Below are 19,908 nucleotides of genomic sequence, written 5' to 3'. Positions count from 1 at the left end.
AACTTTTTCCATCAGGATGCGCCGCCAATCTTTCGGGAGCGTGACAGGTGCTCAGGTCGGCTGAATTTGCCGGGTCAGGAAGGCGGAGATGCGGTCGTCGAACGCCCGGAATTCGGCGTGGTTTCGTGCAATGACGAGCTCGGAACGGCCGAGAAGGGTGTGCAGCGCGTGGGCGGAGGCTTCCGGGTGCGTGCTGTCGTCAGACCAGGCCAGGATCAGGGCAGGGATGTGGGCCACGCGCTGGAGTTCCGCGCGCGGCGGCAGGTTGCTGAGGGCGGTGCCGCGCATCATGTCGGCGAGCTCGGTCTTGCCGAGGTGGCGGGTGCCAGTGCCGCTGTGCTCCAGCATGCGTGGTTCGTGCCCGATGAGCCAGGGCGGCAGGGTGGAGTACTCCGGCTGGGCGACGTGCTCGGCCATCCTGGCGCCGCCGACGGCGGAGGCGTACAGCGCGGCGGCTCGGTAGCGTTTACTGCTGGCGGCCCGCGCTTCCCACAAGGCAGGCGGCAGCATCAAGATCAGGGCGCGGATGCGGTCGGGAGCAAGCAGGGCGGCAGTCAGCGCCGTCATGCTGCCCATCGAGGAGCCGCCGGCGATGAAGCGCGCGGCCCGTTCGCCATCGGCGACCGCCAGCATGTCGCGCGCCAGCGCCTCCCACAGGTAGTCCTGCGGACTGGCCGCCGGCGGCGTGTGCCCATGGCCACGCGCGTCATACCGGATCAGCCGCACGCCCGGCGGCGGCTCACGCGTGAGGCCGGCCGCGTCTTCGGACGCGGTGCTGGACATTAGCCCATGCGCCCAGATGTAGGGCACGCCGGCGCCGGTGGAGGTGACGTGAAGCTCGGATGCAGACATAGCCGCGATTATGGGTGGGGTGTACGCCACTCGGCAATAAAAAGAATCCGGCGGCTCCGTCTGCTGCGCCGCAGCACGTGCTATAATCGTGGGTTACAGATTTGGCGGCGTCCCCGCCGCGAACCTTCTTCAAGATAAGACAATGTCCGATACCAAACGCGCCATCCGCAACATCGCCATCATCGCCCACGTTGACCACGGCAAGACCACGCTGGTGGACCAGCTGCTGCGCCAGTCCGGCACGTTCCGCGAAAACCAGCAGGTCGACACCCGCGTGATGGACTCCAACGATCTGGAGAAGGAACGCGGCATCACGATTCTCTCCAAGAACTGCGCCGTCGAATACGAAGGGACCCACATCAACATCGTCGACACCCCGGGCCACGCCGACTTCGGCGGCGAGGTCGAGCGCGTGCTGTCGATGGTGGATTCGGTGCTGCTGCTGATCGACGCCCAGGAAGGCCCGATGCCGCAGACCCGCTTCGTGACCCGCAAGGCGCTGGCCCTGGGCCTGAAGCCGATCGTGGTGGTGAACAAGATCGACCGCCCGGGCGCACGCGCCGAGTGGGCCATCAACCAGACCTTTGAACTGTTCGACAAGCTGGGCGCCACCGACGAGCAGCTCGACTTCCCGGTCATCTACGCCTCCGGCCTGAACGGCTACGCGGGCCTGACCGAAGACGTGCGCGGCGGCGACATGAAGCCGCTGTTCGACGCCATCCTGAAATATGTGCCGGTGCGCGACGACAACCCGGACGGCCCGCTGCAGATGCAGATCACCTCGCTGGACTACTCGTCCTACGTGGGCAAGATCGGCATTGGCCGCGTCAACCGTGGCCGCGTCAAGCCGGGCATGGACGTGATCGTGCTGAACGGCCCGGATTCGGCCCCGATCAAGGGCCGTATCAACCAGGTGCTGAACTTCAAGGGCCTGGAGCGCGTGCTGGTCGATGAAGCCATGGCCGGCGACATCGTGCTGATCAACGGTATCGAAGACATCGGCATCGGTTCGACCGTGTGCGCGCCGGACACCCCGGAGGCGCTGCCGATGCTGACCGTGGACGAGCCGACCCTGACCATGAACTTCATGGTCAACACCTCACCGCTGGCGGGCCGCGAAGGCAAGTTCGTGACCTCGCGCCAGTTGCGCGACCGCCTGGAGCGCGAGCTGAAGTCCAACGTCGCGCTGCGCGTGCTCCCGACCGACGACGACACGATCTTCGAAGTGTCGGGTCGCGGCGAGCTGCACCTGACCATCCTGCTGGAAAACATGCGCCGCGAAGGCTTCGAGCTGGCCGTGTCGCGTCCGCGCGTGGTGTTCAAGATGGTCGACGGCGTGCGCCATGAGCCGTACGAGAACCTGTCGGTGGACGTGGAAGAAGTCAACCAGGGTGGCGTGATGGAAGAGCTGGGCCGCCGCCGTGGCGACCTGCAGAACATGGAATCGGACGGCAAGGGCCGCGTGCGCCTTGAGTACCGCATTCCGGCCCGTGGCCTGATCGGCTTCCAGGGCGAGTTCATGACCCTGACCCGCGGCACCGGCCTGATGAGCCACGTGTTCGACCAGTACGCGCCGGTGGACACCACCAAGGGCGAACTGGCCGGCCGCCGCAACGGCGTGCTGATCTCGCAGGACGATGGCCAGGCCGTCGCCTACGCGCTGTGGAAGCTGCAGGACCGCGGCCGCATGTTCGTCGAGCACAACACCCCGGTGTACGAGGGCATGATCATCGGCATCCACTCCCGCGACAACGACCTGGTCGTCAACCCGATCAAGGGCAAGCAGCTGACCAACGTGCGCGCCTCGGGCACCGACGAAGCGGTGCGCCTGGTGCCGCCGATCCAGATGTCGCTGGAATACGCGGTCGAGTTCATCGAGGACGACGAGCTGGTCGAGATCACGCCGAAGTCGATCCGCCTGCGCAAGCGCTTCCTCAAGGAGCACGAGCGCAAGAAAGCGGCCCGCGAGGCGTAATCGGCAAGGGCGCTGCGGCGCCCTTTCTTATTGGATCCCCATGAGCACCAAGACCCTCCCTCCGCGTACCTTGTCCGTCGCCCCGATGATGGACTGGACCGACCGCCACTGCCGCGTGTTTCACCGGCAGATCACCCGCCACGCCTGGCTGTACACCGAGATGGTGACCACCGGCGCGCTGGTGTATGGCGACGCCGAGCGCCATCTGCGCTACAACGAGGAGGAGCACCCGGTCGCGCTGCAGCTGGGCGGCTCGGATCCGGCCGACCTGGCCAAGTCCGCCAAGCTGGGCGAGGAGTGGGGCTACGACGAGATCAACCTTAACTGCGGCTGCCCGTCGGAGCGGGTGCAGAAGGGCGCGTTCGGCGCCTGCCTGATGGCCGAGCCGCAGCTGGTGGCGGATTGCGTGAAGGCGATGCGGGACGCGGTCTCGATCGACGTGACGGTCAAGCACCGGATCGGCATCGACCAGATCGAGACCTACGGTTTCGTGCGCGATTTCGTCGGCACGATTGCCGAGGCCGGCTGCTCGACCTTCATCGTCCACGCCCGGAATGCCATCCTGAAGGGCCTGTCGCCGAAGGAAAACCGCGAGATCCCCCCGCTGAAGTACGAGACCGCCTACCGCCTGAAGCAGGACTTTCCCGCGCTGGAGATCATTATTAACGGCGGCGTGAAGTCCGATGACGAGATCGCCGCCCACCTGGAGCACGTGGACGGCGTGATGCTCGGCCGCGAGGCCTACCACAACCCCTGGATCATGGCCGACTGGGACCGCCGCTTCTACGGCGATGCCAGCGCCGGATTGCAAACCAGGGAAGAGGTGATCGCCGCGATGATCCCCTACATTCACGCCGAGCTCGACCGCTACGCCCAGTACGGCATCAAGCTCAACAGCATCACCCGTCACATGCTCGGCCTGATGCAAGGCCTGCCGGGCGCGCGCGCCTTCCGCCAGACCCTGTCGGATGCCAAGAAGCTGGCCGCCGGCGACCCCGCCCTCCTGCTCGAAGCCGCCGCCCACGTGCGCGGCTGAGCCTTCCCCGCTCCACATCTGCCGCTCAGCCCGCCGGGGACGTACCCCGGCGGGCTGAGCCACATCAGTGTGCCGTTTTTGCATCGGGATGCATGCATCAAGCGTGACTCGCGGCGTCGCAAAATTGCGACACGGCAACAGCCGCAATCGTTGTCGTGTGGAAATTGCTTGCTGTAGGGCAAATCCTAACGCATACTCACGCTCTGTTCCGCGACTTTCTGTATGAACGAAGAAACAAGAAAGTGTTGTTCTAGCGAAACAATTGATGCACCAGGCAGAATTTCTGCATCCGCAGTCAGCCTTTTGATTTATCCTGACGGAAATAGCGCAGATAGCACAAACACCGGGTTTTACGTTTGATCTGCGTCATTTTTCCCAAGCGCATCGCCTGGCGCATCAGTCGCTGAAACGGGCGAGTTCGATCAATTTGGTGTCCAAAACAAAGACAACGACATGAATTTTGCAGATATGAAGGTCGGAACCCGACTTGCCCTCGGTTTTGCTCTGGTGCTGGTGCTGCTGGCCGGGACCACTGTGCTCGGTATCGTCCGCATGGGCCAGATCCAGGATCGCCTGGACCACGTGGTGAGCGTGAACAACATCGTGACCCGTCTGGTCACCGAAATGCGCGCCAACGTGGCGGACCGCGAAACCAAGCTGCGCATCCTGACCCTCATGACTGATCCGGCCGACATGGAGCCGGAAATGGTCAAGATCAAAGACCAGACCGCCAAGTACGACGACGCGGACAAGAAGCTGTCCGAGAAGTTCGCCGCCGGCGCCACTGACGAAGAGAAAAAGCTGCTGGCCCAGATCAAGGAATACGAAGCGGCCACCATGCCCGCCATCGCCAAGGCGTCCGAACTCTACCTGGCCGCCAAGGCCGAAGAGGCGACCCGCGTGATGATCAAGGAAATCCGTCCGCCGCAGAAGAAGTGGCTGGCAGCCCTGGAACAGCTCGGCGCCCTGGAAGACAAGGTCAACGCCCAGGCCGCCAAGGAAGCGGAAGAGTCCTATAACAATGCCCGTAACTTCATGCTGATCCTCGGCGTGGTCGCCGTGCTGGTCGGCGCTGCCGCCGCCTGGCTGATCACCCGCAGCCTGCTGAAGCAGCTCGGTGGCGAGCCGGACTACACCGCCAAGATCGCCGGTTCGATCGCCAACGGCGACCTGTCGATCTACATCGATACCGACGAGTCCGACAAGGACAGCCTGCTGGTCGAAATGAAAGACATGCGTGACTCGCTGGTCGAGATCGTCGCCCAGGTCCGCACCGGCACCGAGACCATCGGCACCGCCTCGCGGGAAATTGCGGCCGGCAACATCGACCTGTCCTCGCGTACCGAGATGCAAGCCTCCTCGCTGGAGAAGACCGCCTCGGCCATGGAAGAGCTGACCTCGACCGTGAAGCAGAACGCCGAGAACGCCCGCGAAGCCAACCAGCTGGCCGCCTCCGCCTCCGACGTGGCCCGCAAGGGTGGCGACGTGGTGTCGCAGGTGGTCGAGACCATGGGCTCGATCAACACCTCCGCCAACAAGATCGTCGACATCATCGGCGTGATCGACGGCATCGCCTTCCAGACCAACATCCTGGCGCTGAACGCCGCCGTGGAAGCGGCCCGGGCCGGCGAACAGGGCCGCGGCTTCGCGGTGGTCGCCTCCGAGGTGCGCAACCTGGCCCAGCGTTCCGCTGCGGCGGCCAAGGAGATCAAGACCCTGATCGGCGACTCCGTGGAGAAGGTCGAGCGCGGTTCGAAACTGGTCGGCCAGGCGGGCGTGACCATGGATGAAGTGGTGTCGTCGGTGAAGCGCGTGACCGACATCATGAGCGAAATCGCCAACGCCTCGCAGGAGCAGAGCGCCGGCATCGAGCAGGTCAACCTGTCCATCATCGAGATGGATTCGATGACCCAGCAGAACGCCGCCCTGGTGGAAGAAGCGGCCGCGGCCGCCCAGTCCCTGCAGGACCAGGCCAACGAACTGGCCCGCGTGGTCAGCATCTTCAAGCTGTCGGAAAACGAAGAGCGCCATGCCTATGTGGCCCCGGCCCCGGTGGCGGCGGCTCCGGTCGCCAATGTACCGGCGGTGCGTCCGGCCAAGCCGGCCCTGAAGAAACCCGAAGCGCCGGCCGCCGAGCCGAAGCGCGAGAAAAAGGTGGTGGCCGCGGCCGCGACCGACGAATGGGAAGAGTTCTGATCCCAGCAGTTTGAAATCAGCCGTTTATTCGATCCTTTTAATCTCTAATCGCAGTGACCACAAAATGAAGAAACTGAGCCTTATCGCAGCCCTTTCGATCGTCTCCGCCACCTCTTTCGCAGCGGAAATCCCGGCCTCCCTCGACGTCTCCAAGTGCAAGGCCGAGTACCCGAAAACCGCCCTGATGAATGAAGAGCAGGGCACCGTGTCCGCCTCGTTCCTGGTCGGCCCCGATGGTTCGGTGGCCGATTCCAAGGTCGAAAAATCGTCCGGTTCCAAGACCCTGGACAAGGCCACCATCAAGGCCCTGTCGGCCTGCAAGTTCAAGCCGGGCACCAAGGACGGCGCACCGGCCCAGACCTGGGCCAAGATCGACTACGTCTGGAAGCTGTAATCCGGCGGGTCTGTCCACCTAAAAACACACTTCTCACTGGGGGAAACTGGTATGAAAACGCTCTCGAAGACCATGGTCGCAGTCCTGTTGGCTGGTGTTGCCGGTGTTGCGGCAGCAGGTGAAGTACCAGCCAGCTTCGATGCGAAGTCCTGCAAGGCCGAGTACCCGAAGGCGTCGCTGATGAACGAGGAACAGGGCACCGTGACGATGTCCTTCCTGGTCAACGCCGACGGTTCGGTGGCCGAATCCAAGCTGGAAAAGACCAGCGGTTTCAAGAACCTGGACAAGGCGGCCCTGAAGGCCATCGCGGCCTGCAAGTTCAAGCCGGGCACCAAGGACGGCGCGCCGGCCCAGACCTGGACCAAGGTCGACTACGCCTGGAAGCTCGACTGAGCCTCAGGTAGCTTTCCCCAGTGGCAGGCGGCGGGTTGCGGCCCGCTGCCGCTGCACCCTCCCGGGCGACCGGCAGCCTCATGCTGTCGAGTGCGCTGTGGAGTCTCTCTCCAGTGGTACGCTGTTGTGCATGTACCGCTTCCTCCTGCTGTTTCCCCTGGTTGGTCTCGTCTCGGCCCTGAGCGGCTGTGCTGCCTCGCGCGCGCCGGCGCCGGGGGAGCCGTCGGTGCAGGTCGTCAATGTGCTGTCCTGGGATAACGCCCTCAGCGGCAAGCGCGACGGCTTGCGCTCGGCCTGGCCGCTGCATCGGCTGCGCGGGCATGGCGAGGAATTTCCGCTGGCGCAGGTCAAGCAATGCCAGGGGACGGTGTGCAGCTGGGGCGTGCTCAAGGCGGGCCGGACGATTCGCTCAGCCCAGGCGACGGAGCAGGGCGTGCGCGTGGATCTGGTGCTCGATGTGGATGTGGCGCGCAACCATGCGCAGCGCACGGGGCCGCAGCAGGCGGCCGTCAACATTCCCGCGGACGTGCCCGCGCTGGCCGCGCAGCGGCATGTCGAGCGCAGCGTCGACCTCGCATACGGCAAGCCGGCCCGGATCGACTTTGATTTCGGCATCGCCTACGACATCTGTGCGGAGCGGCTGGATGGTGCGGGCAAGCCGGTCGATACCTGCCCGTTGCCCTACTTCTGACCCGGGTTCCGCCGAATTAATAAACCTTTTAGTTTACTTATTGCCGGGTGAGCGCTACATTGGCGTTCATGAAACCCCGCGCCCTCACCATCGCTGCCTGTCTGCTGGCCCTGTTGTCCACGGTGGGGGCGGCGCTGCCCTATCCCATCCTGCCGCCGCTGTTCGCGGGCAGTGCGCTGAACGACTTCAACCATTTTCTCGGGCTACCGCCCAAGCTTCTGTTCGGAATCGCCGTCACCATCAACCCGATCGGCTTGCTGATCGGATCGGCGGTGCTGGGGCCGCTCGCGGACCGGTACGGGCACCGGCCGGTGCTGCTGGCCACGGCGTTCGGCGGGGCGGCCGGGCATGCGCTGAGTGCGGTGGGGCTGGCGCTGCAGTCGTATCCCCTGTTCCTGGCGGCGCGCCTGTTCACCGGGCTCATGGAGGGCAATGGCTCGGTCGCGCGGGCCTTGCTGGCCGACCAGCTCGCGGGGGACGAGCGCTTCCGCGCCATGTCCCTGCTGAACGGTGCCTTCTTCCTTGGCTGGCTGGCCGGCCCGCTGCTGGGTGGCGCCACCGTCCACTGGGGCGTGACCACCCCGTTCTGGATTGCCGTCGCCGCCCTGGCGTTCACCGCGATCCTGGTCGCGCGCGCCCTTCCGCGCACTCCGCCCGCCACCGCTGCTGCCCGGCGTGAGGCAGCGCCCTCCTGGTGGCAAGTCGCGCGGCGCCAGCATGCGCTGAACCTGCTGCGCCATGCGGACCTGCGCACGCTATTCCTGGTCGAACTGGCCTACGCGAGCGGCGTCACCGCGTTCTATGAGTTCTATCCGCTCTGGCTGGTCGAGGTCGCCCACTTCGACGCCCGCGGCATCGCCCTGACCACCGCTGCCATGTGCGCGCTCATGACGGGCTGCTCGGTGCTGGCCGGCCGCTTCGCGGGCGGCGACCCGTTGCGCCGTGCCTGCTGGAGCGCGCTTGGCGTCGCGGCCTGCGTGCTGGGCGTCGCCCTCGGCGGCCCGGTGACCGGCCTGCTCGCCATCATCCTGTACGGCCTGCCGAACGCCGTCTGGAGCGCCGTGATCCCCTCGTGGAGCGCCGAGCGCTTCGGCCGCGCGCACGGGCAGGGCGCCGTGATGGGCCTGATCTCGACCACCTTCTGCCTGGCCAGCATCCTCACCGCCGCCGCCGGCTCCCTGCTGACGCTGATCGACACCCGTCTCATCCTCGCCCTCGGCGCCACCCTGACCGCCGGCGCTGCCGTGCACTTGCGCGCCTGGCGCCGGTCCGAAATCATGACGTCGTCCGCCAGCCCGGCACCGGCCGATCCATCGGGCCCCGCCGATCGGCGCGACGCCGCCGCGGTGCCGCGCAGCCCCGCCGGCGAGCCAGCGCCGGAAACCCCATCCACCCATCCCGCCCCAGCGAGCCGCCCATGAGCACCTTCGACCGCGTCCTCTACCTTCTGAAAACCCGCGGCCCCCAGACCGCCCAGCAGCTCGCCAACCACCTCGACCTGACCCCCATGGGCGCTCGCCGCCAGCTCGAGTCCGGCGCCGAGAAAGGCTTGATCGCCTTCCAAGACATCGCCGACAAAGTGGGGCGCCCCGCCCGCACCTGGAGCCTGACCGCCGCCGGTCACGCCCGCTTCCCCGACCGCCACGCCGACCTCACCCTGCACCTGATCGACGAGGTCCGTGCCCTGTTCGGCGAGGCCGGCCTGGAGCGCCTGATCAGCGCCCGCGAACACGCCACCGAAGCCAACTACGCTCACCAGCTCGCCGATCAGACCACCGTGGAAGGGCGCGCCGCCGCCTTGGCCGCCATCCGCGCCGCCGAAGGCTACATGGCCGAGTCCCAGCCCCAGCCCGACGGCACCGTCCTGCTGGTCGAAAACCACTGCCCCATCTGCGCCGCCGCCGACCACTGCCGCAACTTCTGCCGCTCCGAACTGCAAGTGTTCCAGCGCGTGCTCGGCCCGGACTGCGCCGTCGAACGTACCGACCACATCCTGGCTGGCGCGCGCCGCTGCGCGTACCGCATCGTCCCCCTGCACCGGGTCTGACCGGCTGCGGCCGGAACCCCGCGCACGATTGCCTGCTTTCTCCCCATCAAATTATTTTTCACGTGTAAAATTTCACGATAGCCAGAGTCCGAACCAACTATCACCGATGAGCATCGCCGATCCGTTTACCTCTTCCGTTCTGCTGATCGACGACGAAACGCTCGCAGATGAATTCTTGCGCCACTGCGTGCGCGACTGCGACGACATCCAGATGCGCTATCTCGCGCAAGCCAGGGAGGCGCCTCAGATCGCCCAGGAGTCCGAGGCCACGGTGGTCATCGTGGATCTACGCATGCCCTCGGTCGACGGCTTCGACGTGATTCGCATGCTGCGCCAGAATCCGGCCACGGAGCACCTCCCCGTCATCCTGCTGTCCTCCGAAGAAGACCCCGAAATCAAGGCCAAGGCCTTTTCCCTCGGTGCCAACGACTACCTGGTCAAGTGGCCCGACGCGCGTGAACTCACCGCCCGCATCCGCTACCACAGCGGCGCCTACCGCGCCCGCATGCAGCGCGACGAAGCCTTCAATGCCCTGCGCCGCAGCCAGGTGGAGCTGGCCCAGAGCCAGGCCGCCCTGCACCAGGCCCAGAAGATGGAGGCCATCGGCCAGTTGACCGGCGGCGTGGCGCACGACTTCAACAACGTCCTGCAGATCATCGGCGGCAACCTGCAGCTGGTGAAGCTGATTGGCGGGGTGAACGACGCGGCCCGCGCGCGCATCGACACCGCGCTGGCGGGCGTGGAGCGCGGTGCGCGCCTCGCGGCCCACCTGCTGGCCTTCGCCCGCCGCCAGCCCTTGCAGTCGGTGGTGATCAATCCCGGCAATGTGATCGTCGAGATGGAAGAGATGATGCGCCGCGTGCTCGGCATGCGCGTCACCATCGTCACCGAGATCGAAGAGAAGCTGTGGAGCACCGCGGTCGATCCGGGGCAGCTGCACAACGTCATCCTCAACCTTTCCATCAACGCGCGCGACGCGATGCCGCTCGGCGGCACGCTCACCATCAGCGCGCAGAACGTGCCCGCCGGCTCGCGCGTGCTGGCCGAGGTGGCAGAGGGCGACCATGTGCTGATCGAGGTGCGCGACACCGGCGTCGGCATGCCGCCGGACGTGCTGGAACGCGCCTTCGAACCCTTCTTCACCACCAAGCCGACCGGCCAGGGCACGGGCCTGGGACTGTCGATGGCCTATGGCTTCGTGAAGCAGTCGGGCGGCGAGATCCAGCTGAAAAGTACACCGGGGCAGGGCACCTCGGTGCGCATCTTCCTGGCCCGCAGCGCCGAGACGCCCAACAAACCGGAAGAACCAACTGCCGCCTCGCTGCAGGGCGGCCCCGAGACCATCCTCGTGGTGGAAGACGAAGCCGATGTGCGCAGCACCACCGTGGCGCTGCTGTCCGCGCTCGGCTACCGCGTACTGGAAGCCGCTGATGCAGGCAGCGCCTGCGACATCGTGAATTCAGGCGTGGAACTGGACCTGGTGTTCTCGGACGTGATCATGCCAGGCAAGGTCACGGCCTACGAGCTGGGAGAGCTGGTCAAGCAGAAACTGCCGGCCACGCAGATGCTGTACACATCCGGCTACGCGGAAGGTGTGATCGCGCACGAAGGCAAGCTCGATCCGTCCATCAGCCTGCTGCAGAAGCCCTACCACGCCGACGTCCTGTCGGCCCGCATCCGCCACCTGCTCCGCCGCCGCAAGCAGGCCGTTTCCTGAGCCGCGCGGCGCCGCTCAGTTCTGCGGGCGGATGTAGCGCATCGAGCCGGGCGGCGGCTCGTTCAGGACGGCCCAGAACACGCCCAGGTCCGCGATCGCGCGCACGAATTCCTTGAAGTCGACCGGCTTCACCACGTAGGCATTCACGCCCAGCTCATAGCTGCGCAGCAGGTCCTGTTCTTCCCTGGAGGACGTCAGCATCACGACGGGCAAACTGCGCAGCATGCCCGTGGTGCGGATCTCGCGCAGCACCTCGATGCCATCCACCTTCGGCAGCTTCAGGTCCAGCAGCACCACCGCCGGATTGCCCGCCGTGCGGTTGGCGTACTTGCCGCGTGCGTGCAGGTAGTCGAGCGCCTCGGCGCCGTCGCGCGCCACGATCACCTCGTTGGCGAGCTGGCTCTTTTCGAGCGCGATGAGAGTCAGTTCCAGGTCGTGCGGATTGTCTTCGACGAGCAGGATAGGCTTGAGCATGTTCTGTGTTCCCGTGCGGCCGTGCGGTGTTGGTTAGACGGCCAGCTGTTTTGGAATGGTAAAGGTAAAAGTCGCGCCCTGATCCGGTTCGCCGCGCGCCGTGACTGTGCCGCCGTGCCGCTCGATAATGCGGCGCACGTTGGCCAGCCCGATGCCGGTGCCCTGGAAGTCTTCCATGCGGTGCAGGCGCTGGAACACGCCGAACAGCTTGTGGACGTATTCCATGTTGAAGCCCACGCCGTTGTCCGCGATGTGGAAGACGTGTTCATGCTCGTTGTCTTCGGACGAGATATCGATTCTAGCCGATTCGCGCTGCCCCGTGAATTTGGCCGCATTCGACAGCAGGTTGTACACCGCCAGCTGCAGGAAGGCCGGATCGGCCTGCACCAGCGGCAGCGGACCCACGTTCCACTCGATGCTGCGGCCCTTGAGGTCCGGCGCCATCCGCTCGATACAGTTCATGACCAGTTCCCGCATGTCGATCCGGATCGGCCGCAGCGACGCGCGCCCCATCTGCGAGAACGACAGCAGGTCGTCCACCAGCTTGCCGCACAGGCGCGCCGATTCCTTGATGTTGGTGAGGAAGCGCTGGCGCTTGCCCACGTCCTCGCTGCCGCTCGACTCCAGCAGCAGGTCGGAAAACCCGACGATGTGCCGCAGCGGCGCGCGCAGGTCGTGCGACACCGAATACGAAAACGCCTCCAGCTCCTTGTTGGCGCGCCCCAGCTCCTCGGCCAGCTCCGCCATTTGCTCGGCGCGTTCCAGCGCGATCCCCAGCAGCGCGGTACGGAATTCCAGCGCCATCTCGATCTCGCCCGAATGCCAGGGCGCGCTGGTGCCGTGGATGGTCTCGCGCCAGGTCGCGAACGAGGTGCGCGGATGCAGCTGCCCCTGCGGCCCCAGTTCCTTGCCGTCCGGGCGCCCGGCCCAGTCGATGGTGTGCACCACCTCGGGCCGGAACCACAGCAGGTAGTGCTTGTGGATGCGCGAGATCGGCATCGCCAGCAGGCCCGCGGCACACTGCTGGAAGGCCGCTGCGGGCGGATAGAGCTGCGGCAGGCGGTCGGTGTGGAATACATCGTTTTGATCGTGCACGTCCAGCCACGCCACCAGCTCGCGGATGTGCGGCACGGTGGGTGTCTCGCCGTGGCAGACCACCCGGTCGTCCACCAGCACCGCGACCCCGCCCGCGCGCGCAAAGCGCAGCAGTTCGGGGAACACGCTGCTCATGTTGTCGATGAAGTCGGAGCTCTGCGTCAGGTGCGCCAGCATCCCCACCATCAGGCGCCGCACCTCCAGCCGGAATTGCAGCTCGTCGGCATCTTCGCGCGTCTCGATGCGCAGCGCCAGGATCTGGCCCAGCTGCTCGCAAGCGGTGCGCTTGTCGAAGGCGATGTGGCAGGCCGCTTCGTTGTGGCACGAGATCAGGCCCCACAGCTGGCCCTTGACCATCAGCGAGATCGACATCGACGCATGCGTGTGCATGTTGCGCATGTACTGCAGGTGCACCGGCGACACGCTGCGCAGGGCCGCGAACGACAGGTCGTTGGGCTGCCCGGTCCGCGGGTTCACGGGCGGCACCAGTTTGGCGGGCGTGTAGTTCGCATCGCTGATCAGGCGGATGCGGTTGAGGGCATACAGCTCGCGCGCCTGCTTCGGGATATCGCTGGCCGGGAAGCGCTGGCCCAGGTAGGACGGCATGGTGCCGTCGTTGGATTCGGCGATCACATGGCCGTGGCCTTCGCCATCGAAGCGGTACACCATCACCCGGCCAAAGCCGGTCACGGCGCGGATCTCGCGCGCCGCCAGGTCGCTCATGCTCTCGGCGGTGTCCGCGTCGTTCAGCTTGTTGAGGAAGTCGCCGACCAGCGGATACAGGTGGCGGAAATCCGCATCGCCCTTGCGGTTGATGGCTTCGAATTCCAGGATGGTGAGCGCGTCGTACTGGTGGGCCAGCACGTCGAACCGGTTGCCGGTGGCGGCGTTGACGGTGCCGAGATACGAGGGCCGCTCGCGCGGCGCATGCGCCGCCAGTTCGCGCTCCAGCGCCTCCCCGGCGGCCGCGCCCAGCACACCAGTCAGGCGCTGGCCGAGCGCCGCGCCGGCCGGCATGCCGACGTGGGTCTCCAGGTTCTCGCTGGCCTGCACCACGGTGCCGCCGTCGAGGGCCAGCAGGAAGCCGTGCGGCTGGATCGAGCCGGGGTAGCGGATCGGCTCCTGGTCGCAGTTGATGAGAGCCTGGGCGAGTTGGTCGGGCAGTGTCTGGGTCATCGCAATCGGCGTCAAAGAACGGGTGAGACCAGCGCCGGAGCCAGCGCGCGGGCAGCGCGGCGGCCGGCGAACCAGCGGGCGAGCGACGCGAAGGTGTCCGCGGCGGCGGCACAGGCGTCATCGATCTCCTGCCGGGTCACGACATGCTCGTCCAGCGCGTGCAGGAATCCGCGCCAGTGAGGTCCATTGCTGCTGCCGTAGCCTTCCAGCCAGCGCGGTTCCCAGCCCGCGAGCGGGCCGCGCAGGCGGTGCTGGAGCACCTTGGTGCCCAGCTGCGCGCCTTCGATCACGTAGGCCACGCCGAAGCGCCGTGCCGCCGAGGACAGGTCCGGACGGTCGGCGCAGCGGGGCAGGGCCGCGATGTCAGCGGGGCTGAAGGCGGCATGCGCCAGGTCTGCCTCGATCCAGGCCAGCTTGCCCGCCCGCGCCGGCGCGTCCACGCCGGCCGGCCAGGCCCCGCTCCACAGGTCGGCGTCGAACGGCGCCATCCAGCCGTACAGGTCTTCCAGGTAGTGCAGGTAGGTGGCGCGGTCTGCGTCCGCCGCCGCGATGTCGAGATGCGTCTCGAGGTCGGCGTGCAGGGCGGCCGTGGCCTGGCGCAAAGCAGCGAGAGAGACGGACATCGTGTGGCGGTGATCGGAAAGTGTCGGTGAACTGCCCGCATTCTAACGTAATCCGGGGCCGCCGGAACGCCTGCGGTTACTGGGCTGCGGGCAGGAAACGCTCGATGGTTTCGACCAGCGTTTCGTAGCTCACCGGCTTGGTCAGGTGCTGGTTGAAACCGCCCGCCAGCGCATCGTCACGGTCCTTCTGCTGGCCATAGCCGGTCAGCGCCACCAGCGCGATCTGCTCCAGGCCCGCGATCTTGCGGATCGCCCCGGCCAGCGCGTAGCCGGTCATGTCCGGCAGGCCGATGTCGAGGAAGGCCAGCTGCGGCCGGAATTCCGCCGCGCGGGCCAGTGCCGAGGTGCCGTCGTTGGCGGTGGCTACCTCGTGGCCCGCGAATTCCAGCAGGGAGGCCAGCATGTCGGCCGAATCGCGGTTGTCATCCACCACCAGCACGCGCCGCTTGGTGCTGGGCGCGGGCGCTTCATCCTGCACCGGGGCCGCGGCGGTGGCAGCGGCGGTGAGCGGCAGGCGGATTTCGAAGATGCTGCCCTGGCCCGCGCCCGGCGAGCTGACGCCGACCGTGCCGCCATGCAGCTCCACCAGCGTGCGCACCAGAGACAGGCCGATGCCCAGGCCGTCCTTGACCCGTTCGTCCGTGTGGCGGCCCTGCGCGAACAGGGTGAAGATCTGGTCCTTCTGTTCGGGCGCGATGCCGATGCCGTTGTCCGCCACGCGGATCACGGCCTCGCCATTCTCGGCCAGCGCGGAAATGGAAATCTGCCCGCCACGCGGCGTGAATTTGCCCGCGTTGTTGAGCAGGTTGGCCACCGCCTGGGCGAGACGCACCGCGTCCCCCTCGACCCAGATGTCGTCATCCGGCAGCGACACCGCCAGCGAATGGTCGCCGCGCTTGATGGCCGGGTTGGCCGTTTCGATCGCGGCGAGCACCACTTCGTGCAGCCGCAATGGGGCCTTGTGCACCGTGATCTTGCCCTGCGAGATACGCGAGACGTCCAGCAGGTCGTCCACCAGCCGCACCATGTGGTCGGTCTGGCGGATGATCATCTGGCGCGCGTTCTCCTGCGCGGGCGGGGCGTACGGATCGAGGTGGCGCAGCAGCTCCACCGCGCTGCGGATCGGCCCGAGCGGGTTGCGCAGCTCGTGCGCCAGGATGGCCAGGAATTCGTCCTTGCGGCGGTCAACCTCGCGCAGCTCGCGCTCCACGCGGCCCAGGCGCAGCAGGGCGCGCACGTTGGCGATCAGTTCCTCGGGTTCGATCGGTTCGAACAGGTAGTTGTCGGCGCCGGTGTCCAGCGCGCGCACCTTGTCGGTGGTGCCGACGAAGGAGGCGGAGGTCTGCAGCACCAGGATGTGGCGCGTGGCCGGATCGTCCTTCAGCTGGCGGCATACCTCGAAGCCATTGATGTCCGGCAGCCGGGTATCGAGCAGCACCAGCATCGGGTTCTGCGTGCGCGCCATGGCGATCGCTTCGGCCCCGGTGCCGGCCTCGATCACCTGGTAGCCGGCGCGCGACAGGATGCGCGTCTTGGCGTAGCGGGCGGCGTCGGTGTCGTCGACGTTGAGGATCAGCTGGTCGGGGGCGCGCGTAGTCATGAGGTCTCCGATTTCATTCTACCCCATCACTTGTGCCGGGGCGGGGCACAGGCTGTTCAACGTGGCGAGCAGTTCCTCCCGCACCACGGGCTTGAGGAAATAGGCGTCCGCGCCGAGCGCGAAGGCCTTGTCCTGGTCCGCCACTTCGGACGCGATCACCACCGGCACCGTGCGCCGCTCGCCGCTCTCCTTGAGGTTGGCCAGCCAGCGCCAGGTGTCCTCGCCATTCAGGTACAGGTCCAGCACCACCGCCACCGGGCGCACGGCGCTCCACAGCTGCTCGGCCTCGTAGACGCTGCGCGCGGCCACCACGCGAAAGCGCGTGCCGCTGAAATACTTGCGGTATAAAAGCACGGTCGCCTGGTCGTCTTCCACCACCAGCACCGGCAGGCCCTGCTCCTGCGCGGCCGCGGCGGAGCCATAGGGGCTGTCCGGCTCCGGCGGCGCGTACTGGGGCGGGACCACAGCGGTGAACATCGAGCCCTTGCCTGGAGTGGACAGCAGCTCCACGTGGCCGCCCAGCAGCATCGCCAGCTTGCGGCACAGGGGCAGGCCGAGGCCCGTGCCCTTGACCCGGTTCTGCAAGCGGTTCTCGACCTGGCTGAATTCCTCGAAGATGATCTGCTGGTGCTCGGGCGCGATGCCCAGGCCCGTGTCGCGCACCGCAAAGCGCACCATGCCCTGCTGATCGCGGACGGCGCTCACGCGCACCTCGCCCTGCTCGGTGAACTTGAGCGCATTCGAGATGAAGTTGCGCAGGATTTGCGACAGCTTGGCTTCGTCCGTGTACATCACGATCGGCTCGGCCGGGTCCTCGAACACGAGGTCCAGGGTGGAGGCCACCAGCAGCGGGCGCAGCATGCCGCGCAGGGCCGAGAACAGCTCCGTCACCTCGAACTCGCCGGCGCGGATCTCGATCTTGCCGGCTTCGATCTTGGCCAGGTCCAGCAGGTCGTCCACCAGTTCCGTGAGCGACTCGGCACCCTTGAGGATGAAGCGCACCTGTTTGTCCTGCTCCGTGGTCAGCTCGCCGTCGACGCGGTCGAGCAGCAGCTTGGCGAGCGCCCGGATGGAGGACAGCGGGGTGCGGAATTCGTGGCTCATGTTGGACAGGAAGCGCGACTTCATCTCGTCCGCGCGGCGCAGGTGGTCCGCTTTTTCGTCCAGCTCCGCGTACAGCGCGACCACGCCGCGGTTGGTGTCTTCCAGCTCGCGGGTCAGCTGCAGCAGCTCGTCCTGGCGGCCCTTCAGTTCCGCCAGGGCACCCAGCAGTTCCTTGTTCTGCTGCTGCACTTCGGTCAGCGTCATGTCCTCGGGCAGGGCGGCCAGGTCGCTGCCCATGTGGCCGATGTCCGAAGCGGTCAGGCGCGGCGCTTCCGGCGGGAGCAGCTTGCGCAGGGTGATTGCGGTGCCCTGGTCCGGCGCGGTCTGGATGTCGCAGCGGTCCATCAGGCGCCGTGCGCCGAGGATGCCCAGGCCCATGCCGGTGGTGGACTTGTAGCGGCCCGAGAGCACCAGGTCCAGGTGGGGGATGCCGGGGCCGCGGTCCTCGATGCGCACCACCAGCACCTGCGGCGCGGTCTCGCCTTCGATGGCGAATTCCACCCGGCCGGTGCGCGCGTAGTTATAGACGTTGCGCGCCAGCTCCGAGACTGCGGTGCCGATGCGGGCCTGGTCCTGGCTGCCGAAGCCGCATAGCTCCGCGACCTGGCGCGCCCGCTGGCGCGCGGCGACGACGTCCAGTTCACTGTCGATGAGGAGGCTGAGGATACGGAAGCTCATGGTTCGAAGGTCGTCAAGTTCAGGCCTGGCGGTCGCGCAGGACCAGCACCGTGACGTCGTCGCGCCGGCGGCAGAAATCGCGGTACAGCACCGCCGCGACGAGGGCGGGATGGCAGGACAGCAGGCCCGGATAGGCATCCAGGTCCCAGCGGGTGGCCAGTCCATCCGAGTGGAGAATCAGCAGCGCGCCCGGCTGCCACGGCACCACGAACTCCTGGATCTTGCGCACATTGCTGCCGACGATGCCGTTGTGCGAGACCAGCTGCTTGCGTTCGATCCCGTTGCCGTTATAGAGATGGGCCGCGATGTTGCCGATGCCCGCGAAACGCAGCTCTTCATCATGGGTGTCGATCTGCGCCACCGCCACCGCCGCGCCGCGGGTCGCGCGCAGGGCGGCGTGGGCGTCGTCGATGATGGTCGCCGGCGGATGCGCGGCGCAGCGCTGCAGCACTTCGCCTGCCGCTTCCGAGGCTCGCGCCGCGTCCGGACCGTGGCCCAGGCCATCGGCCACCAGCACGGTGGCGCGGGTCGGCCCGCAGGCCAGGGACCAGGCGTCGCCGCAGACGGTTTCGCCGGCCATCGGCAGGCACACGGCCCCCATTTGCAGCACGTCTTGGTCCGGGGGCGCCTGGCCCGGCCAGGCCAGCAGGTGCACCACCGTGCCCTTGCCGGGCGCGCTGTAGATGTCGAATTCGTGGGACAGGCGCTGCATCGCGCCCAGCCCGATGCCATAGGTGCCCGCGCCGGACGTCCCGTCCTCCATGCTGCGCGCCAGGTTGGAGATGCCGGGTCCGTGGTCGAGCGCCACGATTTCCAGCCCATCCTGGCCGCCGCGGCGCACCGCGCGCAACAGGATCTCGCCATGGCTGCCGTGCTTGAGGATGTTGGTCGCAGCCTCCGTCACCAGGAGGGCCGCCTCGCCGGTCGCGGTCTCGTCGAAGCCGAGGGCGGTGGCGAGGTCGGTGGCCGCGCGCCGCGCGGCCGCCACTTGCGATACTTCGTGCACCTCGCAGCGCTGCTGCGGGCGCGCGAAGCCTAGTACGGTTTCCATTTCGTGATCCGGACGGTGGTGCCGGCGCCGGGAGCCGACTCGATGTCAAATTCGTCTGTCAGCCGCTTGGCGCCCGACAGGCCAAGTCCCATGCCGCCGCCGGTGGTGTAGCCGTCCTTCAGCGCCAGGTCGATGTCCGGAATGCCGGGGCCATGGTCGATGAATTCCAGTCCCAGGCCGTGGCGCAGGCCATTGGTGAGACGCGACAGTTTCGCCTCGCCGCCGCCGCCGTAGCGCAGGGTGTTGCGGGCCAGTTCGCTGGACGCCGTGACCATCTTGGTCTGGTCGATCAGCGAGAAGCCGGCCGCCACCATCTGTTCGCGCACGAGCTGGCGCAGGCGCACGACGTCTTCGTCGCTGCGCAGCTGCATGATCCGTTCATCCGCGGTGTCGGTCATAGTGTGTACGTTTGATACGGTTGATACCGTTTTTATACCGTCTTAATCGTTCTGCTGGCGCAGCAGCTTGACGCCCTGTTCGACGTTCAGCGCCGTCCTCACGCCATGCAGGGTGAGGCCCAGCTCCACCAGTGTGATGGCGACCGCCGGCTGCATCCCGACCAGCACTGTGCGGGCGTCCAGGATGCGCGCCATGGCGGCGGTGTTGCTGATCATGCGGCCGATGAAGGAATCGACGATGTCCAGCGCGGAGATGTCGATCAGTACGCCGCGCGCCTTGTCCTTGACAATGCGTCCGGTGAGGTCGTCCTGCAGTGCCATCGCCAGGCGGTCATGCATGTCCACCTGGATGGTCACGAGCAGCAGGTCGCCCATCTTGAGAATGGGGATGCGATCCATGCCGGGTCC

The 19,908-nt window shown here is 66.8% G+C and carries 18 protein-coding genes; 9 read left to right on the top strand and 9 right to left on the bottom strand.

The window, feature by feature from the left end:
* Nucleotides 1-51: 51 nt before the first annotated feature.
* Entirely contained in the window at nucleotides 52-852 is an 801-nt protein-coding gene (locus E4L96_RS10205) for an alpha/beta fold hydrolase (RefSeq protein WP_135207099.1), read from the bottom strand.
* A 142-nt stretch (nucleotides 853-994) separates the two neighbouring features.
* Here E4L96_RS10205 and typA point away from each other — a divergent pair, with 142 nt between their 5' ends.
* The 9 genes from typA to E4L96_RS10160 all read left to right on the top strand — a co-directional run bounded on the left by typA (nucleotide 995) and on the right by E4L96_RS10160 (nucleotide 11,301).
* A complete protein-coding gene (gene typA, locus E4L96_RS10200; protein ID WP_135207098.1) occupies nucleotides 995-2,827 on the top strand; it encodes a translational GTPase TypA in 1,833 nt (610 codons plus the stop codon).
* A gap of 40 nt (nucleotides 2,828-2,867) precedes the next feature.
* Nucleotides 2,868-3,863 (top strand): tRNA dihydrouridine(20/20a) synthase DusA, encoded by a 996-nt coding sequence (gene dusA / locus E4L96_RS10195; RefSeq protein ID WP_135207097.1) that lies wholly within the window; start codon nucleotides 2,868-2,870, stop codon nucleotides 3,861-3,863.
* A gap of 453 nt (nucleotides 3,864-4,316) precedes the next feature.
* Complete coding sequence (locus E4L96_RS10190; protein ID WP_229414380.1) at nucleotides 4,317-6,059, top strand: methyl-accepting chemotaxis protein; 1,743 nt, start codon at nucleotides 4,317-4,319, stop codon at nucleotides 6,057-6,059.
* 64 nt (nucleotides 6,060-6,123) lie between these two features.
* Nucleotides 6,124-6,453, top strand: coding sequence for an energy transducer TonB (locus E4L96_RS10185; RefSeq protein ID WP_135207096.1), 330 nt, complete (start codon nucleotides 6,124-6,126; stop codon nucleotides 6,451-6,453).
* 51 nt (nucleotides 6,454-6,504) lie between these two features.
* Nucleotides 6,505-6,846 carry an energy transducer TonB gene (locus E4L96_RS10180; protein ID WP_135207095.1) on the top strand — a complete coding sequence of 114 codons (342 nt, stop codon included), beginning with the start codon at nucleotides 6,505-6,507 and terminating at the stop codon, nucleotides 6,844-6,846.
* Between the two features lie 130 nt (nucleotides 6,847-6,976).
* On the top strand, nucleotides 6,977-7,537 hold the full coding sequence (locus tag E4L96_RS10175) for a hypothetical protein (RefSeq protein ID WP_135207094.1): 561 nt from the start codon (nucleotides 6,977-6,979) through the stop codon (nucleotides 7,535-7,537).
* 68 nt (nucleotides 7,538-7,605) lie between these two features.
* Complete coding sequence (locus E4L96_RS10170) at nucleotides 7,606-8,958, top strand: MFS transporter (RefSeq protein ID WP_135207093.1); 1,353 nt, start codon at nucleotides 7,606-7,608, stop codon at nucleotides 8,956-8,958.
* On the top strand, nucleotides 8,955-9,584 hold the full coding sequence (locus E4L96_RS10165; protein WP_135207092.1) for a helix-turn-helix transcriptional regulator: 630 nt from the start codon (nucleotides 8,955-8,957) through the stop codon (nucleotides 9,582-9,584). The genes E4L96_RS10170 and E4L96_RS10165 overlap by 4 nt, the downstream gene beginning before the upstream one ends.
* A gap of 106 nt (nucleotides 9,585-9,690) precedes the next feature.
* Nucleotides 9,691-11,301, top strand: a complete 1,611-nt coding sequence (locus E4L96_RS10160; RefSeq protein ID WP_135207091.1) for a response regulator — start codon at nucleotides 9,691-9,693, stop codon at nucleotides 11,299-11,301.
* Between the two features lie 15 nt (nucleotides 11,302-11,316).
* On the opposite strand, the gene E4L96_RS10155 is transcribed toward E4L96_RS10160, so the two are convergent.
* The 8 genes from E4L96_RS10155 to E4L96_RS10120 all read right to left on the bottom strand — a co-directional run bounded on the left by E4L96_RS10155 (nucleotide 11,317) and on the right by E4L96_RS10120 (nucleotide 19,899).
* Nucleotides 11,317-11,775: a response regulator gene (locus tag E4L96_RS10155; RefSeq protein ID WP_135207090.1), complete on the bottom strand. Its 459-nt coding sequence runs from the start codon at nucleotides 11,773-11,775 to the stop codon at nucleotides 11,317-11,319.
* A 33-nt stretch (nucleotides 11,776-11,808) separates the two neighbouring features.
* A complete protein-coding gene (locus tag E4L96_RS10150; RefSeq protein ID WP_135207089.1) occupies nucleotides 11,809-14,046 on the bottom strand; it encodes an ATP-binding protein in 2,238 nt (745 codons plus the stop codon).
* A gap of 11 nt (nucleotides 14,047-14,057) precedes the next feature.
* Nucleotides 14,058-14,669, bottom strand: coding sequence for a biliverdin-producing heme oxygenase (locus tag E4L96_RS10145; protein WP_135207088.1), 612 nt, complete (start codon nucleotides 14,667-14,669; stop codon nucleotides 14,058-14,060).
* Nucleotides 14,670-14,745: 76 nt separating this feature from the next.
* Nucleotides 14,746-16,269: an ATP-binding response regulator gene (locus E4L96_RS10140; protein WP_135207087.1), complete on the bottom strand. Its 1,524-nt coding sequence runs from the start codon at nucleotides 16,267-16,269 to the stop codon at nucleotides 14,746-14,748.
* Between the two features lie 18 nt (nucleotides 16,270-16,287).
* Nucleotides 16,288-18,051 (bottom strand): ATP-binding protein, encoded by a 1,764-nt coding sequence (locus E4L96_RS10135; protein WP_135207086.1) that lies wholly within the window; start codon nucleotides 18,049-18,051, stop codon nucleotides 16,288-16,290.
* Between the two features lie 19 nt (nucleotides 18,052-18,070).
* Nucleotides 18,071-19,102 (bottom strand): ATP-binding SpoIIE family protein phosphatase, encoded by a 1,032-nt coding sequence (locus E4L96_RS10130; RefSeq protein WP_135207085.1) that lies wholly within the window; start codon nucleotides 19,100-19,102, stop codon nucleotides 18,071-18,073.
* On the bottom strand, nucleotides 19,087-19,500 hold the full coding sequence (locus tag E4L96_RS10125) for an anti-sigma regulatory factor (protein WP_135207084.1): 414 nt from the start codon (nucleotides 19,498-19,500) through the stop codon (nucleotides 19,087-19,089). Before E4L96_RS10125 ends, E4L96_RS10130 begins: the two co-directional genes overlap by 16 nt.
* 42 nt (nucleotides 19,501-19,542) lie before the next feature.
* Entirely contained in the window at nucleotides 19,543-19,899 is a 357-nt protein-coding gene (locus E4L96_RS10120; RefSeq protein WP_135207083.1) for an STAS domain-containing protein, read from the bottom strand.
* Nucleotides 19,900-19,908 lie beyond the last annotated feature (9 nt).

It is taken from the genome of Zemynaea arenosa, from assembly GCF_004614185.1.
GTDB lineage: Bacteria > Pseudomonadota > Gammaproteobacteria > Burkholderiales > Burkholderiaceae_D > Telluria > Telluria arenosa.
The sequence above is the reverse complement of the archived record's forward strand: the minus strand, read 5'-3'. Positions and strand labels throughout refer to the sequence as shown.